The sequence below is a fragment of the Pseudoalteromonas sp. B62 genome (assembly GCF_037162565.1).
GTDB lineage: Bacteria > Pseudomonadota > Gammaproteobacteria > Enterobacterales > Alteromonadaceae > Pseudoalteromonas > Pseudoalteromonas fuliginea.
In genome coordinates this window covers 837,438-854,888 of sequence record NZ_JARLVB010000002.1, presented here as the reverse complement: position 1 = coordinate 854,888, position 17,451 = coordinate 837,438, and the positions used below count along the sequence as shown (strand labels likewise).

General features: G+C 39.6%; 9 protein-coding genes and 1 pseudogene. 6 read left to right on the top strand and 4 right to left on the bottom strand.

Translation table 11 applies throughout. The features are described 5' to 3' along the window. Nucleotides 1-36 precede the first annotated feature (36 nt). Complete coding sequence (locus P4S71_RS08315) at nt 37-1,170, bottom strand: PepSY-associated TM helix domain-containing protein (RefSeq protein ID WP_337150448.1); 1,134 nt, start codon at nt 1,168-1,170, stop codon at nt 37-39. A 289-nt stretch (nt 1,171-1,459) separates the two neighbouring features. On the opposite strand from P4S71_RS08315, the gene P4S71_RS08310 reads away from it, so the two are divergent. Next, nucleotides 1,460-2,074 carry a PQ-loop repeat-containing protein gene (locus P4S71_RS08310; RefSeq protein WP_033015705.1) on the top strand — a complete coding sequence of 205 codons (615 nt, stop codon included), beginning with the start codon at nt 1,460-1,462 and terminating at the stop codon, nt 2,072-2,074. A 72-nt stretch (nt 2,075-2,146) separates the two neighbouring features. Continuing rightward, the gene (locus tag P4S71_RS08305) at nt 2,147-2,935 is read left to right on the top strand and encodes a PhzF family phenazine biosynthesis protein (RefSeq protein WP_096793984.1); all 789 of its coding nucleotides are present in this window, start codon (nt 2,147-2,149) and stop codon (nt 2,933-2,935) included. A 72-nt stretch (nt 2,936-3,007) separates the two neighbouring features. On the opposite strand, the gene P4S71_RS08300 is transcribed toward P4S71_RS08305, so the two are convergent. After that, nucleotides 3,008-5,515 carry a zinc-dependent metalloprotease gene (locus P4S71_RS08300; RefSeq protein WP_096793983.1) on the bottom strand — a complete coding sequence of 836 codons (2,508 nt, stop codon included), beginning with the start codon at nt 5,513-5,515 and terminating at the stop codon, nt 3,008-3,010. Nucleotides 5,516-5,803: 288 nt separating this feature from the next. Here P4S71_RS08300 and P4S71_RS08295 point away from each other — a divergent pair, with 288 nt between their 5' ends. Together P4S71_RS08295 and P4S71_RS08290 are read left to right on the top strand one after the other, a co-directional pair. Continuing rightward, nucleotides 5,804-6,979 carry an efflux RND transporter periplasmic adaptor subunit gene (locus tag P4S71_RS08295; protein ID WP_337150447.1) on the top strand — a complete coding sequence of 392 codons (1,176 nt, stop codon included), beginning with the start codon at nt 5,804-5,806 and terminating at the stop codon, nt 6,977-6,979. A gap of 14 nt (nt 6,980-6,993) precedes the next feature. Continuing rightward, nucleotides 6,994-10,148 (top strand): annotated as a pseudogene (locus P4S71_RS08290) (efflux RND transporter permease subunit). Nucleotides 10,149-10,264: 116 nt separating this feature from the next. Here P4S71_RS08290 and P4S71_RS08285 read toward each other — a convergent pair. Then, nucleotides 10,265-10,717 (bottom strand): c-type cytochrome, encoded by a 453-nt coding sequence (locus P4S71_RS08285; protein WP_149605531.1) that lies wholly within the window; start codon nt 10,715-10,717, stop codon nt 10,265-10,267. A gap of 92 nt (nt 10,718-10,809) precedes the next feature. Further along, nucleotides 10,810-11,280, bottom strand: coding sequence for a DUF2721 domain-containing protein (locus tag P4S71_RS08280; protein ID WP_007377300.1), 471 nt, complete (start codon nt 11,278-11,280; stop codon nt 10,810-10,812). Between the two features lie 228 nt (nt 11,281-11,508). Between P4S71_RS08280 and P4S71_RS08275 the strand changes: the two genes are divergently transcribed. Together P4S71_RS08275 and P4S71_RS08270 are read left to right on the top strand one after the other, a co-directional pair. After that, nucleotides 11,509-14,979, top strand: a complete 3,471-nt coding sequence (locus P4S71_RS08275) for a S8 family serine peptidase (RefSeq protein WP_337150446.1) — start codon at nt 11,509-11,511, stop codon at nt 14,977-14,979. A gap of 284 nt (nt 14,980-15,263) precedes the next feature. Continuing rightward, on the top strand, nt 15,264-17,438 hold the full coding sequence (locus tag P4S71_RS08270; RefSeq protein WP_337150445.1) for a S9 family peptidase: 2,175 nt from the start codon (nt 15,264-15,266) through the stop codon (nt 17,436-17,438). Nucleotides 17,439-17,451 lie beyond the last annotated feature (13 nt).

The following is a 17,451-nucleotide window of genomic DNA, read 5'->3' as shown; positions in this document are numbered from 1 at the left end:
TGTGAACTTTGACTTTACATTGAGGTGGTTTTCAAATCAAGCGTTAACTATGCCTCGCTTATTTGAGCGATTTACCTGTGACTGTTTTTTACGTTTTCGGCGGGTAAACCATAAGTAAAAGCCGGTTCCGGCTAGCCATACTGGACTTAAGCCAATTACACACCACAGTATTTTACTAGTAAGACCTGCAAAATAACCAAAGTGAAGTTTTCTGAAGCTATCAATTACTTGCCAGCCAATACCAACTTCGCGAATATCCCAGTTGACCATGTGGTCACCAGTCAATTTATTGTAGGTAACAGTATTGGCGTATTCACTGGCAAGCGGGTTGGCAGTTTTAACTTCTCCAAATACGGTAATATTTTCATCCGGTTCTAATGGCATAACCAAAAAAGTGCTATTAAAAGTAGTTATTTGTTGTTTGCTATTATCTAAAATATCTTGAAACGAGATATCTGCGCTATGTAGCTTTTTGGTTAGCACAAAATGTTCTTCTTCTGCGTGCTCTATTACTTCGTGATACCAAACAGCCCAGTTAAAGTAGCCACCTGTAATCGCTAAAATAATAATGATAGGGGAGCCAATAACACCGGTCATTTTATGGATATCGCTAAGGACTATTTGTAGTGTCGCACGCCAGCGTACACTAAACAGACGTTGCCAAAACTTGCGATAAATAATGAGGCCTGTAATGCCTAAGATTAATAAAAACAAAGCAAAAAAGAAGCCTAAAACAGTACCTGTTTGCCCAGGTAAACTTTTTAAGTCATTTAGTAAAAATGTGTAATGTAGTTCTAAAAACCAATCAGTAAAGTAATGGCTAGTGCCTACTGGCTCCGATAAAATATCACCTGTGTACTGGTTTAAATGAAACTTATACCATTGCTCTGTACCGCGTTTAACTAAGTAAACCCGATCAGCAGTATCATTGTTAAAAATCTCCCAGCTACCCACTAGATACTCAGGGTAAGCATGTTCTGCTTTAGCGATTAATTTATCGATTGCTATACGCTCTGGCAACGCTTTTACAACAAAGTGACTATCAGGCATAAGTAAGCCATCTATTTCACTTTTAAAAACTAATACACTGCCTGTAATACTAATGACAATGAGTGGAATGATTGCAATAAGGGCAATCCAGCTGTGGATCTTAAAAAGTATTTTTCTCATGGATGGTTTTATATGCAGTAGCTAATAACCTGCGCATGATAACAACTATCATTTTTATTTGTAAGTTGCAGTAATGAATTTCAATAAAACAAACAAACTGTGAACTTAATTCTACGGTTTTTGTATACTCAGCTTGCCAGTACCTAAAACAAGTTTTTGCTATTTAGTTGAGTTAAATTTACGCGGCTCTACAATGCCGCGATCATAGTAAAAGCCTTTTAAAACATATGTTTAATAAATGTTTTTATTTCCATTTCTAGTTAACATTTATGTAACGAGTGAGGTTGCTTTGGCGCATTATTTGCCTATATTGTCTTCTTTTATTTTGGTTTTTAGTTTTTTACCGCTACTAAACAAAATTCGAAAAAATCGTAGTGTCTCAGGTTTATCACTATTGATGATGACGTTTGGGTTAGCGCAAAGCCTTTATTTTATAACCTACAATATTTACTTTGAGCGCTATTATATTGCATTACCATTTATTGTAACCGGTGCGTTAAGCGGGCTTATTTTGTATTTTTTTGCACGTTTCAACGCAGCTAAACGAGAGCGCGTACAGCTGGTTACTATGTTAGGTTTTTCGTTACTGCCCTTTTCACTGCTTTTGAATTCAAACCTCGATACTGCAACGGTATTAAGCGCTTTAACGTATGTTGGCCTTGTGATGAGTTCGGTACGTGTTATGCCGCAAACTTATAAAACATTGCGTACGGGTAATGTAAGTAATTTAAGCGCGCGCTACTTTAGCTTGCAGTTTATTGCTGGTATTTGCGGCTTAGTTGTTGAGCTTTCAAATGCAGCCACAAGTACTGCGCACTTACTTATGTTTATTATGTTGTTGCTTACAAATGCTGTGCAATTTGGCTGTATGCAATATTATAGAGTGCGACCTGTAATGGCTTAAAGCTAAAATAAAAGTGCTAATTGAGTTTAGGTGTGGCAGTTTTAAGCTATTAATCATTACAAAGTTTAAACAATGCAATTAACTATTCATCAAATTGATGCGTTTACGAATGAGTTATTTAAAGGTAACTATGCGGCAGTGATCCCATTGAAATCGTGGCTAAGTGACGATTTAATGCTAAAAATTGGCGCAGAAAATAACGTATCTGAAACGGCTTTTACCTGCCAGCAAGACGATGGCAGTTTTGTTATTCGCTGGTTTTCGCCGTTAATGGAAATCGACTTTTGCGGTCATGCCACACTTGCGGCTGCCTATGTTTTATGTGAAGAGCATAATATATCGCAAATTCGCTTTATTGCTGATGCGGTGGGCGAGCTGATCGTTAATAAAAACGCTGATGGCAGCTTTGCAATGACCTTTCCGAAACAAGCACCGGTTGAAGTGCAAAATGTACCGCAGCAATTGCTTGATGGCTTGTCTATACAACCGAGTAAAGTGCTTAAAAACCGCCAAGCTTACTTTGCTATTTATGAAAATGCCGATCAAATACTTGAATTAAAAACTAGCTCAGAGCTTTTAAAAACGCTTTATCCACTTGATGTAGTGGCCACTGCTCCGAGTGCTGAATATGATTTTATATCTCGTTATTTTTGGCCTGCAAGCGGTGGCGACGAAGATTATGTGACAGGTTCTATTCATACTGGCTTGGCACCTTACTGGGCGCTGCAATTAGGTAAAACTACGTTAAGCGCTTATCAGGCTTCAAGCAGAGGCGGGCAGCTAACTTGCGAAGTGGGTGATACAACCGTCACCTTAACCGGGCATGCTGTAAGGTATTTAAAAGGCACTATTTATATTTAATCTTTATTGTTCTTGTTATAAAAAAGGCCACGTTTAACGTGGCCTTGGTTTTACTCAATTGTTAGAGCTGCTTTACGCTTCTAGCGCTTTTGCAATTAAGCGATCAATATATTTTTTATGCGCTTTAGTCGCAGTATCTGATCCCCATGCAACACTGGTATCGGCTATTTGAGTTAGCTGATATAACGCAGCGGTTTTAGCTAGGTTATCAAATTTACTTGCTTTACCAAGGCCTGCAATCGCGATTAGCTGGTTAACATACTCAATTTGTAAGTTGTGGCTAATAGAGTTGGCGTCTTTGCTTTTCACAAAAATGCTGGCAGTTAAATCTTGCATAAACTGAGTTAGGCTATATTCATTACCGTATAGAGCGGTGTCAGAAATACGCAGTAACACAGCAGGGTGTAATAGCTGCGCAAGTACAGACTTTTGCATGCCTAAAATCATTTTGTGTGCTTTAGGGTCTTCATTTTTACCAAAGTGATTAAAGCCACGACGTTGCAGCTGTAAGTAGCTATAAAGAGGTTGCATGTTTTGTAGTACATCTGGTGCAAATACAAACTTTGCGAGTATATCCATCGCTTGTGTTTGACGCTCAAGCGATACCGGTGTAAATGGTTTATCTGCGTTTGCATCACCCACTACAGCGCGCTCAACGTACACACCACCAATCTGGCGAGAAACAACACCTGCTTGAGCTCGGTATTGACCAAATAAGCTATTAGCAGAGGTAACAAGCTGTTGGTAAGACTCACCTTTAACCGTTGCTTTATCTTTTAGTTCAGTAAATAGTTTATTGATAAGTGCCATACGATCTGCGCCATAGGCTGCAGGGTTTGACGACAAATCACCAATCATTACACGTGGATCGATATGGCGACCTGGTGCGCGCATGTCGTCGGCATCGTTACCAAAGGCAAGGGCATGTTCACTTGAACGAGCAAGTATTTTTTCAAGTCGAGCTTGCTCAGCAGCTTCATCTGCAAGCGCTACGCTGTAGCCGTAGTTAATTGCCCAATCATCATAAGGACCTGGTTTTGTTTGAAAAATATCACCTTGCTGCACACCAATTGGGGCAATGTTAGCGGGTGCATAATCCATAACAGAACCGGTTACTATGCCTTGGGTTTTGTTTTTGTCGTGTACTTCTTTTTCATCCCACAAAATAGATGATTTCATATTGTGGTTAAGACCTAAAGTATGGCCTACTTCGTGAAGTACCAGTTGCGTTAAACCTTGGCGAAGCATTTCTTTATCTTCAATTTTGTCGCCGCTAGCAAGGCCTTTGGCAAGCATTAGATTTTGTTGAATCTCATGCCCAAGAGAGCAATTTAGCTCGCCGGTATCTGTTGCTTCACCGTGGCTCATTGTTCCTTGGGTGAAAAGTGTGTCGTAAATCCAGCGGTTTTTCATAAATACAAACTCAAGCATAATGTCTGAGCCCAGTATTTCGCCTGTTAATGGGTTAGCAAGTGCTGGTCCGTATCCGCCAAATGGAGGCTTAGGTGACGAAGTCCAACGTAGTACGTTGTAATTAATATCGCCCGCATCCCAATCCGCATCGTCTGGTTGTACTTTTACTTCCAGCGCATTTTTAAAACCGGCTTTTTCAAAAGAAGTATTCCATGTTAAAACTGCATCACGAATAGTATCGCGCCATTCAACTGGTGTCGTATTCTCTATCCACCAAGTAATTGGTTTTACTGGCTCTGAAAGTGTTGCACTAGGGTCTTTCTTTTGTAAGTCCCAGCGTTTTATAACATCTTGATAAGGTGCCCAATCGGTAGATGTCATTTGATCAAATTGGTTGGTAAAATAACCAATGCGAGCATCATCCATACGGGGTGCATAATTGTTGCTAGGAAGAGCAACAAACGAGTGCTGCACTTTTACCGATACACTGCGAGGATCGCTTACTGCATTAGAGCCACGTACAGTAGGGCTTGGGTTAGTAAATACGTAATCAACTACTACGTCTAAGTTATTAGGGTATGGACGCTGTTTAATAATGCGTGATTTTTTATCGTCTAGTTTACCTACTTTAAAGCGTTTTTTAGCGTTTTTATCTGCTGGATTTGGCGTAGGTGATACTTTATGAAGTGCTTCGCTTAAAAATAACTTATTTACATTAAATGCTATTTTACCGTCTTCTTCTTTTTCTATTTTAATGCTCGCAAGTACCGCTTCACTAATATTGGCATCACTCGCTTTTGAAATCGCACTGCTTTCGTCAAATTTGTAGCGGGGTGTTTTGCTAATAATATCGATACGGTCAAAGTATTTTCTAAATTCAATTAACTTAGTTTCACGGTATGCACCACGATAATGGCCTGCATCTGTAACGCCATCGACAGTGTGCGCAAAATACACAAACGGCGTATTGAGTTGGGATTCGTTAATCACCATAAGGTGCTTACCGGTTTTTTCGTCTTGATAAAGGCTAAATATACCGGCAAATTCGGTTTGTCCTTTGATCATTTCGCTAAGTGTTTTTGACTCTTTTTCGTCTTTTTTATCGGCTGCAAATGCATGGCTGCCAAACGCTAAGCTAAGCGCAAGGGTGATGGACGTTAATTTCATTTTGAGACTTTTAATATTTGTTAATTTAATTGGACTGTACGTAAATTGATTTAATTTCGCACATCTTCGCGATGAAATTTAAGCGTTTAAAGCTAATTGATTGATATTAATAAATAAAAGTTTGTAACAAAATATAACGAATGAGATGAATCACCATTTTATTCATTTTTATACTTATATAAAGTTGTAATTTGGATGTATTTGCAACAGTTGCTTACAAATGTCATCTTAATGTTTCGTATAGCTCTGGTATTATGGTGTTAATAGAATTTTAGGGATAAATAAGATATGCAATCAAATTCACTTAGATGGGTTTTTCCATTCGTCGCGCTTGCTTTAGGTATCGTTGGTTTTATGGCAATTAACGCTATTGCAAAAGAATCAGAAAAAGAAGTTATTGATGCTCGTCCAACGGTGCAAGTTGAGCCTGTTGCTGCTAACGATCATCAAGTTATCATTAATAGCTACGGCGAAGTAAAACCACTTGAAAATACACAGCTTTCGGCGCAGGTCTCGGGTGAAGTATTAAGTTGGCACCCTAATTTTGTAGCCGGTGGTGTAGTTGCTCGTGGCGAGACGCTGTTTACTATTGAAAAAGATAACTATGAAGCTGCAGTACTTGTTGCAGAGGCAGAGCTTGCCCGCGCGCAAGCCGGTTTAATTGAAGAGCAAGCTCAAGCGCAAGTAGCCGAAGACGAAGCCAAGCGCTTTCCAAGTAAAGCGCGTACCGATTTATTTTTACGTAAACCTCAAGTGCTCAGTGCACAAGCATCTGTTAAGTCGGCGCAAGCTGCATTAAAGCGCGCGCAACGTGATTTGGATAATTGTGATGTAACAGCCCCTTATGATGCGTTGGTAATTAGCCGAAATATAGGTGTTGGACAATTTGTCGCTATGGGTTCGCAAGTTGCTGAGCTCAATAATATTGAGACCGCTGAAGTGATTATTCCTATCGCAGGATTCGATAGCGTTTTTTTGCCAGAACGTATTAAAGGCATTACCGCAACGATTATTCAAAAAGGCCTAAACAGCTTTACCCGAGAAGGTGTAATTGACCGCGACCTAGGAATTGTTGATAACGCTACGCGTATGAGCAGTTTAGTGGTGCGTATAGAAGACCCATACGGTCTTAAAAATAAACAACCAGCGATTAAGTTTGGTAGCTACGTACAGATAAATTTTGCCGGTGCAATGCTTAATAATATTTACCGTTTACCGCAAGAGTTAGTTAATAACAAAACCGTATGGATCGTTAATGAAGAGCAACAGCTTGAGCCACGCAAAGTCACAGTTATTCGTGAAGAGGGTGAGTACTTTTACATCAGTGATGGTTTGCAAGCTAATGACAAGCTAGTGATTACGTTGCCAGAGTATCCGCAAAAAGGTATGGCTGTAAAAATTGCGGGCCTTCAAGATACTAAAAAAACAGAGGCACTTGAAAATGCTTCCACTGAAAAATTATAAAGGTAGGCTGAGTTATGAGTAACACTGAACTACCAAATACAGCGTCTAACGCTGAAAAACAAACCGGTATTATTGCTTATTTTGCCAATAACTCCGTTGCTGCCAACCTAATGATGATTTTTATTGTGGTGATGGGGATTATTAGCTTTCTAAATATCCAACGTCAAATGTTCCCTAATGTAGAAATTAACTACATTAATATTGAAGCTAACTATCCTGGCGCTTCACCACAAGAAATAGAAGAAAGCATACTTATAAAAATAGAAGAGTCACTAAAAGATGTGACCGAAATTAAAAAAGGCGTGTATCGCGCATTTAGAAATGGCGGTACAGCAAGCCTGGAAATAAACACCGATGCAAAACTTACCGATGTGCTTGATAAAGTAAAGTTACGTGTTGATGGTATAGCAACGTTCCCAGCCGGTATGGAACCGGTCACCATAAGTCAGGTTGAGTTTAGGCAAGATGTAATAGGTATGACGCTTGTTGCTGACCTACCTCTTACTGAGCTTAAGCCTATAGCAAACCAAATAGAGGATGAGTTACTACAGCTATCTAACGTGTCGTTAGTGGTAAACGATGTTCCTCTTGATGAAATAGCAATTGAAATAGAACCCGATACGCTTCGTCAATATAACCTAACCCTTAGTGATGTAATGAATGCAGTGCGTCGTTACTCAGCTAACTTTTCGGCGGGGCAATTAAAAACAGACGCAGGTGTTATTTCTGTACGCGTCGAAAATCAGTTTTACTCAGGTGAAGAATTTAGACAAATACCGGTAAAAATAGGGGCTAATGGCGCTAAAGTGTTACTGCAAGATATTGCCGTGATTAAAGATCAGTTCACTGAGGGTGAGCGTTACTTTAAATTCAATGGTGAAAATGCGGTTTATATATCGGTAAAAGCGACTGAAGAGCAAAGTATTATCCCAGTTGCTGATTCAGTAAAAGCATTTATAGAATTAAAAAACAAAGAGCTACCCCTGGGGGTTCGTTTAGAGCCATTAATGGATTTCACGTATTACTTAAATGCCCGCTTAGATATGATGGTTACAAACCTCATTCAGGGCGCTATTTTGGTTGCAATTATGCTATCAATCTTTTTACGCTTTAAGTTGGCATTATGGGTAATGATTGGTTTACCAGTGTGCTTTTTGGGCGCAATGATGATGATGCCACTGTTTGGTGTAACCATTAATATTTTATCACTTTTTGCTTTTATTATGGTGCTAGGGATTGTGGTGGACGACGCCATTGTCATAGGCGAAAGTGCCTACACCGAAATAGAGAAAAAAGGCGGCGGTGTTGTTAATGTGGTTAATGGCGCAAAACGCGTAGCAACCCCCGCAACTTTTGGTGTACTAACTACCATTGCAGTATTTGCTCCATTTACGTTATCTACAGGTCCAGAAAGTGCCTTCTTTTATGGTATAGCTGTGGTGGTAATGCTGTGTTTGGTATTTAGTTTGATTGAATCAAAGTTGATATTGCCTGCCCATATTGCCCACACTCATTTTTCACCAATAAAAGAGGGGGCTGGCGAGATCGGTTTAATACGCGATTTTTTGGTTTTGTAAATGGCCCATATAAGCGCTTTGTTGTACGTTGTGTTGAATGGCGTTGGTCAGTATTATTTTCATTTATCGCCCTGTTGATCGTAACCTTTGCTTTAATCTCATCAAATCAAGTTCGTACTGGGTTTATGCCAAAAATTCCGCATGACTACCCACAAATAAATCTAGAAATGAATGACAATGTATCAGACATACAAACAATAAATGCTATTCGTGAAATAGAGGCGATGGTGATTGCGATTGATGAAGATACCGAGCGCAAATATGGTCAAAAACTCATAAGAGATATTTTAGTATTTAACCAAGGGCGCACCGAAGCCCAAGTGCTTGTACCTCTTGTTGATGAAAGTGTACGTCCTTATAACGCGTTTGAATTATCACGCCGTTGGCGCGAAGCCATGCCTGATATTGCCGGTGTTAAATCATTAACCATTTATGATGATGTAAATGGAGGAGGCAGTGACGGCGAATTTGGTTATTTATTATATGGCTCAGATATTGATACATTAAATAATGCTGGTCGTCGCTTTATAGAATTGCTGCAACAGCAAGAAGGTTTGTTTGATATTAGCTCAACAATAGACCCTGCCAGTAAAGAAGTGCAAATGAGCCTAAAACCGGTCGCTTACGACTTAGGTTTAGATTTGGCTTCTATTGCTAATCAAGTTGGGGCAAGCTTTTACGGTGGTGAGGCTCAGCGTGTTATTCGAAACGGCGAAGAGGTGCGTGTAATGGTACGTTACCCTAAACTGACTCGAGAGGCATTTTCGTCACTTAAGCATGCGGTTGTTACTACCCCGCAGGGCCGTGAAGTACTGCTTGGCGATGTAGTTGAACTCACTGAAACACCGGGTATTAGTTATATTCGCCGCGAAGGGGGTTATCGTACAGTGTATGTTTATGGCAACATTGATGAGGAAGTGATTGAGCCAAACGAAGTTGTAGATCAAATTAAAGAAAAATTACTACCACAACTTAAAGAAGAGTACCCAAGTGTTAAGTCAGAACTTGGTGGCGCCATTGAAGAGCAACAAGATCAAGCTAATCAGCAGAAGATGTTTTTCTTCGGCGGTATGATTTTGGTGTATATTTTATTAGCCGTACCCCTTAAGAGTTATGCGCAACCACTTATTGTTATGTCGGTGATTCCATTTAGCTTAACGGGAGCAATATGGGGGCATTACTGGTTTGGTTTGGATATAACTTTAATGTCTGGCTTTGGTATTATTGCTGCAGCTGGGGTGGTTATAAACGACTCACTCGTTATGACCGATTATGTGAATCAAGCCCGTAAAGCAGGTGTTAGTATTAAAAATGCTGTAATAGATGCCGGTTGTGCTCGATTCAGACCTATATTACTTACTTCAATCACTACATTTGCAGGCGTATTGCCCATTATGTTTGAAACAAGTTTGCAGGCTAAGTTTGTAATACCTATGGCGGTAGCGCTTGGTTTTGCAGTGATGTTTGCAACATTAATAACACTTATATTGGTACCATGTTTGTATATCATATTAAGCGATATTGGTAACTTGTTTAAGCGCTTGTCGGGGCTTATTAAGCGTATATTTAAACGCAGCCCAGTTAAGGTTTAGTTTAATAAGTAATATATGTATTTCAATAATAGATACAAAAAAGCACGGAACGGTTAACCGTTCCGTGCTTTTTTATTACTTATTGTTACTTCATCAAGCAGCTAAAACAATAATAATTAATCTTTAAATTGTTTATGGCAATCTTTACAGCCTTTAGCCCATGCACCAAAAGCTTTACCGATTACGGCTTTATCGCCTGATTGAGCAGCTAACGCTAGCTTATCTGCATTTGCTGCAAAAGCATTCGCTTTTTCAACGAAGGTTGCATTTTCAGCCCAAACAGCAGCAAGTGCCGCTGTATCGCCTTTATCGGTTCCTTCGTAAAACGCTTCCCATGGCATTTTTGAAAGTGCAGCTGCGTTGTTAGCACGCTTTTTAAATTGCTCTGCGTCAAAAGGTACTTTGCCTTTTAGCATTGCACCCATATCGCTTATTTGTACTGAGATCATTGAAAATGCAGCTTGGCGATACTCAATTGCGTCACTTGGCTCTTTAAATGCAGAATTTGCCGATACGCTAAATGCACACGTTGCTAGCGCTATTGTTGCTAATACGTTTTTTAATTTCATGTTTGCCCCTGTTGGAAATTTTAATTATTAATTAAGTATATTGTATCTAACATCGTATTTATTCAAGCAAATGCGATGGGTTTAATTAAAATTTAATCGTTTATGTCTATGTCAGCAAATATCATCCCGCGACGCATGCTTCGAGTTGCTAAAAATACCTCGCCAAGTAAAGACATAAAGGCACATATAAGCAATGCCATTGCTGCAACAAAGCAGCAGGCAATTGTAACGCCTAAATTTATAGATTGAATATGTGATAAAAACAACAGCATAACCACAGCACATACAAGCAAAGCACTTAAAACACTCAAGCTAAAAGCGATATGTATACATCGAGAGCGCTTTAAAAGGGCGCGAAGTTCTGTAGCCAGTGATTTATTGAAATCTTCATCTGTACTTACCTTTAACCTGCGTTCTAATTGACGTGCCCTATCGGTAATTCGTGCTAAGCGATTAGATAAAACACCCAGTGTGGCAGCAATCCCGGTTATGAGAAATACAGGAGCCACTGCGGTTTGAATTACTTTAGCCATAGTTAAGATGTTAATCACTTCATTATTCATATTTGTCTCAAAAAGGTCGGTTTGTTTACACTTGTTTACAAATTTAGATTGAATTATTGTTACTTCAAATCAATTGCTTAGGCTTGTTTTCTGTCTTTGTGTAGACGCATTGTAATTTGTTTGTAATCAAGGTGTTGCTCAGGGTGGGTGTAAAGTTTTATATTCTAGTTACAAACCAATTACGATTGGTATAAGCACAATAATATAAAACTCGTCCCAGGGGAAATAATGTCTAAAAACATAATAAAAAGAACTGCAATAGCAACTGCAGTATCAAGTGCGTTTATTGCAACATTCGCAAGTGCAACAACTTTACCTACAGTTACTATTGCTCATCACCAAGCAGAGCAAGTTAAAGATACGGTTTCTGCACAGAAAGAACCATCAGCATATATGATCGTACTTCGTGCGACGACCTCTGTTGATGGATTTGTAAATGGTACTTATCAGGCATCAAACAACCGTGAAATTACGGCAAATATTGAGCAGCTTCAAGATACAATGACTTTAGAGCTCAATAGCTTAGATTTTGATGCGAAAGTAATTGGTAAAACTAAAATACTAGCACCAACACTAATTGTTCAAGCATCACCAGAAGCATTAGCTAAAATAGCAAAAGACTCACGTGTAGCTAAAGTATTACCTATGTTTGATAACGAGTTACATGTAGCTGCAACGTCTGACTATATTCACGCTAAACCTTTAATCGATGAGGGTATTGTAAGTGGTAAAGGCCAGCGAGTTGCTGTTTTAGATACCGGTATTGATTATACTCACAAAGCATTTGATGGCGCGGGTACTGTTGAGGCATATGATGCCGCTCAGGAAGATCCTACCGCAGTTACTTGGCCACAAGGTATTGTAAAAGGTGGTTTCGATTTTATTCGCAATGATGCAGACCCAATTGAAAACGATCCTGTTGTTGTTATTCCTGATGTTGATGAGCCAACAAATCACGGTACATCTTCTTCACACTCAGTAAGTGGTATTGCACCTGATGTAGAGCTGTATGTTTACTCTGTTTGTGGTGGTGGTTGTCCAAGTGCGGCACAAGTTGCAGCATTAGAAGCTGCGATGGATCCTAATGGAGATGGTGACATTTCTGATCGTGTAGATGTAATGAATATGTCACTCGGTGGCGAATTTGGTGATACATACACAGGTGGTGGTGCGCAGTATTTAATTCAACGCGCTGTTGATCTAGGTGTAAATATGGTTATCTCTGCTGGTAATGACGGCGATAACCCATTTCGTGTTGGTGGTCCAAGTACAACACCGAATGCACTATCTGTAGGCGCGATGACGCATCCAACAACTCAAGTTAGTATAGCTACTGGTACTGTTGCGGGTGTTGAAGGTAATATCCAAGGTTCAGGGTTTGGTTTGCAGGCTGACTATGCTATTTCAGGCGCTGATATTGACTTAGTTTACCCTGATGCTAACCAAAATGGTTGTGACGAGTTTGCCGCTGATGTTGATTTTACAGGTAAAGCTGTATTAATTGACCGTGGTGCATGTGCATTTACAGTTAAAGTACTTAATGCGCAGAAAAAAGGTGCTGAATTTGTACTGATTGCTAACAATACAGATGATGGTACCCCTGCACCAATGGGTGGCAGTGACGCTGCTGTTACGATTAAAAATGTAGGTATTAATTTTGCTGCAGGTGCTGCTTTAAAAGCGCAATTAGCAGCAGGTAATACGGCAACATTTGATATTGATGTAAAAGTTAAAACAACATCGGGAGCCGTAGCAACATTCTCTTCTCGTGGTCCTTCTATGGATGGTTTATTAAAGCCTGAAATTACAGCTCCAGGTACAAGTATTGAAGTAGCTGCAGCTGGTACGCAAACTGAGAATAACCCTGTATCTGGTACGTCTTTCTCTGGCCCTATAACTGCCGGTGCCGTTGCGATGATTCGCGAAGCTCACCCTGAGCGAAATGCATTTGAAATTAAAGCTACGATCATGAATGCAGCTGATCTAAATGTAACCAACGAGCCGCTAGCAACTAACCCTGACTCAAAGCTTGCTCCAATTAGTATGATTGGTTCAGGCTTAGTTGACGTAACTAAAGCAGTTAATTTACCAGTAGCTGCATGGGTTAATAATACACAATTTAATACTAAGCAAGCTGCGCTTTCTTTTGGTCTGGTGTCTATGACTGAAACAGAGTCGTTAACGCAGACTGTAACGGTTAAAAACTTTTCATCAGACGCTAAAACGTATGCACTACGCACTGAAGCGCGTTACCAGAATGATGAAGATACAGCAGCAATTAGTTGGGATTTCCCTGCATCAGTAACAATTCCTGCAGGTCAGTCAATGAATTTTGACGTGGTACTAACTGTTGATCCTACAAAACTGCCAGTATGGGAATTAGAAAACCCGTTTAGTGCTGACGATATTGCAGCAAGAAGCGCAGCACTTACTTCAGTAGAGTTTGATGGTGCATTAGTATTTGATGATGCAAGTACAGATACAGATCATGATTTACACGTTGTGTATCACGTAATGCCAAAAGCAGCGACAGCGCTAAGTGTTTCATCTCAAATTATAGACAACGAGATGGCACTTATCGTTGAAAATAGTGGTCAAACAGAAATTACGCCGTTCGCAGAAACCATTATTGCAATGGGTACTGAAAAAACACGAGAAGAAGCTGAATTTAATATTATTTCGACTACTTTCTCTGCTTTTGCTGATGACTCTTGTGATTCGGGTATCTTTGTAACATCTTCTATCCAATTACGTGACCCATTAACTCATGTATTCCAAGCTGGCGTTAGACTTGAAATAGATACAGATAATGACGGCGTATATGATCAAATTATGCAAAACTATAACGACCGTGGTCGTGAAACAGCATTCCCTGGCCGTAGCCGTACAGTAATTGGTGAAACTGATGGCGCTGGTAACGATTCGTTAGCATGGGTTACTCCGATGTTTCATTCAGCGGGTGAGAACACGGTTACATTCTCTGCGTGTACAAACTTATTTAACGTAGATGCTTCGCTAATTGGCAAGCAAATGAACTTTAAAGCTTCAGTAGGTAGCCCTGCTTATCAAACGGGTGTGTTTTCTGAAACAGACAGCGTTGAAGGTTCAACGTTATTTGGTACTTCTCCTACTGTAGCATTAACGTCATTAGAGACAGGCGAAGTGGTTTCATCACTTAAACCTGGTGAAAAAGCGATTGTTGAAGCTAGCGGTCCATTTGCATTATCGCAAACATCTGGCCTGGGTGTTGTTAAAGCAATGGCAAGTGCTGATTTAGAGCTTCCTGCAATTGAAGCCCCAATGTTAGTTGGTGGTGAATTTACAGTTTCTGAAGATGCAGAAAATGGCACAGTTGTTGGTAAATTAACAATTACGGAGTCTGATTTTGACTTAGACGTTTCGGAGTACTTCGTTCAGTCTAATACCAATATTGGTCTAGGTGTTGATGAGCAAGGTCAAGTAGTTGTTGTAAATACAGAGTTGTTAGTTGGAAATTCATCAGCTGAAATTCAAGTTGTGGCAATTGATGTACGCGGTAATGTTTCTGAACCTGTAATGGTTAACGTTAACGTTAGCGTTGCTGAAGTGGTAGTACCTCCAGTTGTTGAGACTAAGAAGAAAAGCTCTTCTGGTTCTCTTGCATGGTTAACATTACTAGTAGCGCCGTTTGCATTTATGCGTCGTCGTAAACAAAAGTAATTTTATAACTTAACTGTTATATAAAGGGAGCTTCGGCTCCCTTTTTACATGGCTTCTCAAATTAAATAACGACAAATTCTAATTTTAGATATATTTATACCAATCTGCTTAATTAAATGAGCTACTTTGAGTTAAGAAAATCCTGTCGATAACAAGGCAAAAATTTCGTTATTTAGTTGTTCTATATCAGAAATTTTTAACACCGTTAGCGTCAGGTTTAATCTCTCAAATTGATTAAGTTGGTATTACTTAATAAAAATTAAATACAACAAGGACTTTGACTGATGAAACGTACCCCCTTTGCATTTGCTGCACTGTCGATAGCTATCTTAAGTGGTTGTAATCAAGCCCCAGAAGAGACTCAAAAAAATAATACACAAATTAAAACTGTTCAAGTAGCCCAAGCTATTGCACCTATTGCTAAAAAAGTGCCATATGAGATGACTATTCATGGTGACACACGTGTAGATAATTACTATTGGTTACGTGATGACGAACGTAAAGCGTCAGAGGTTATTAACTATTTAGAAGCCGAAAATACATATACAGATGCAATGCTTGCACATACTAAAACGTTGCAAAGTAAATTGTTTGAGGAGCTAAAAGGGCGTATTAAAAAAGACGATGATTCAGTCCCAGTTAAAAACGGTGATTATTTTTACTCAACGCAAAATCGTGGCGACAATGAATACACGACTTACCTACGCAGTAGTGATTTTTCAGGCACTGATCAGCAAGTTATTTTAGATGTAAATGAGCTTGCTAAAGGCCATGATTATTATGCGGTAAGTGGCTTAGATGTAAGCCCGAATGGCAATTTAATGGCTTATGGCGAAGATACTGTTAGCCGTCGTATTTATAGTATAAAAATAAAAGATTTAACAACCGGTAAATTACTCGAAGACACACTTGAAGGCACTAACGGTGGCATTGTGTGGGCAAACGATAATAAAACGGTTTACTACATTAAAAAAGATTTACAAACTCTACTAGGTTATCAAGTTTATCGTCATACATTAGGTACATCACAAGCTGATGATGAGCTAATTTACGAAGAAACTGATACCAGTTATTACATGGGGATGAGTAAAAGCAAAGATAAGTCAGAGATTTATATTTGGCACAGCAGCACGGCTGCATCAGGTGTGTCGGTATTGAGCGCTGATGATGCTAAGGCAATGCCTAAGCGTTTAATTGAGCGTGAAGCTGGGCTGGAATATGAAATTTCGAAGTTAGGAAATACTTACTACATTGTAACTAATTTAAACGCAGTAAATTTTCAGCTAATGAAAGTGGATATTGATAAAGCAGGTAACAAAGCTAATTGGCAAAGTGTGATCCCAGCGCGCGACGGTATTAAACTCGAAGGCATTGATTTATTTGGTAACTACTTAGTATATCAAGAACGTGAAATGGGTCAGTCAAAACTTATTGCTCGCAATTTAAAAACAGGTAAAGAGTTACCACTGAGCTTTAACGACAGCGCTTATACAATTAGCACTTATGGCAATAATGAGATTGATAGCGATACGTTACGTGTTTACTACACAAGCATGACAACGCCTGATTCATCATACGATGTAAATTTAGCAACAGGCAACAAAACATTACTTAAACAACAAACTGTATTGGGCGACTTTAGTGCTGACAACTATGCCTCAGAGCGCATTTTTGTAACTGCGCGTGACGGTATAAAAGTACCGGTAAGTTTGGTTTATCGTAAAGATGCATTTAAAAAAGACGGTACAAATCCATTGCTGCAGTACGGTTATGGTTCGTACGGGGCAACGATGGATCCAACGTTCTCCAGCTCACGCTTGAGCTTGTTGGACCGTGGCTTTGTATTTGCCATTGCTCATGTTCGAGGCTCGCAAATGTTAGGTCGTCCTTGGTACGAAGACGGTAAATTACTGACAAAAAAGAACACGTTTAATGACTTTGTGGATGTAACCAAAGAATTAGTGACTCAGAAGTATGGTGCAAAAGGGGAAATATTTGCTCGAGGTGGAAGTGCTGGCGGCTTATTAATGGGCGCTGTAGCAAACCAAGCACCAGAGCTTTATAAAGGCATGGTTGCTGCGGTACCGTTTGTTGATGTAGTAACCACTATGCTAGATGCGAGCATTCCGCTTACCACAAACGAGTATGGCGAATGGGGTAACCCGAACGAAAAGGCCTATTACGATTACATGCTATCTTACTCGCCATACGATCAAGTCTCTAAGCAAGCATATCCTAATATGCTAGTAACGACAGGCTTGCACGATTCACAAGTTCAATACTTTGAGCCTGCAAAATGGGTTGCAAAACTTCGTGATTATAAAACGGATAACAATAAATTACTGTTTAAAATAGATATGGAAGCAGGGCACGGTGGTGCATCGGGTCGCTTTAAGCGCTTAGAAGATACCGCATTCTATTATGCGTTTATTCTTGATTTAGCAGGTATTAAAAAGTAACGAACCTGTTGAG

What these genes read in the sequence shown, in the direction of transcription:
- P4S71_RS08315 (WP_337150448.1), bottom strand. Translation starts at nt 1,170, where the DNA reads ATGAGAAAAATACTTTTTAAGATCCACAGCTGGATTGCCCTTATTGCA.
- P4S71_RS08305 (WP_096793984.1), top strand. Translation starts at nt 2,147, where the DNA reads ATGCAATTAACTATTCATCAAATTGATGCGTTTACGAATGAGTTATTT.
- P4S71_RS08300 (WP_096793983.1), bottom strand. Translation starts at nt 5,515, where the DNA reads ATGAAATTAACGTCCATCACCCTTGCGCTTAGCTTAGCGTTTGGCAGC.
- P4S71_RS08295 (WP_337150447.1), top strand. Translation starts at nt 5,804, where the DNA reads ATGCAATCAAATTCACTTAGATGGGTTTTTCCATTCGTCGCGCTTGCT.
- P4S71_RS08285 (WP_149605531.1), bottom strand. Translation starts at nt 10,717, where the DNA reads ATGAAATTAAAAAACGTATTAGCAACAATAGCGCTAGCAACGTGTGCA.
- P4S71_RS08280 (WP_007377300.1), bottom strand. Translation starts at nt 11,280, where the DNA reads ATGAATAATGAAGTGATTAACATCTTAACTATGGCTAAAGTAATTCAA.
- P4S71_RS08275 (WP_337150446.1), top strand. Translation starts at nt 11,509, where the DNA reads ATGTCTAAAAACATAATAAAAAGAACTGCAATAGCAACTGCAGTATCA.
- P4S71_RS08270 (WP_337150445.1), top strand. Translation starts at nt 15,264, where the DNA reads ATGAAACGTACCCCCTTTGCATTTGCTGCACTGTCGATAGCTATCTTA.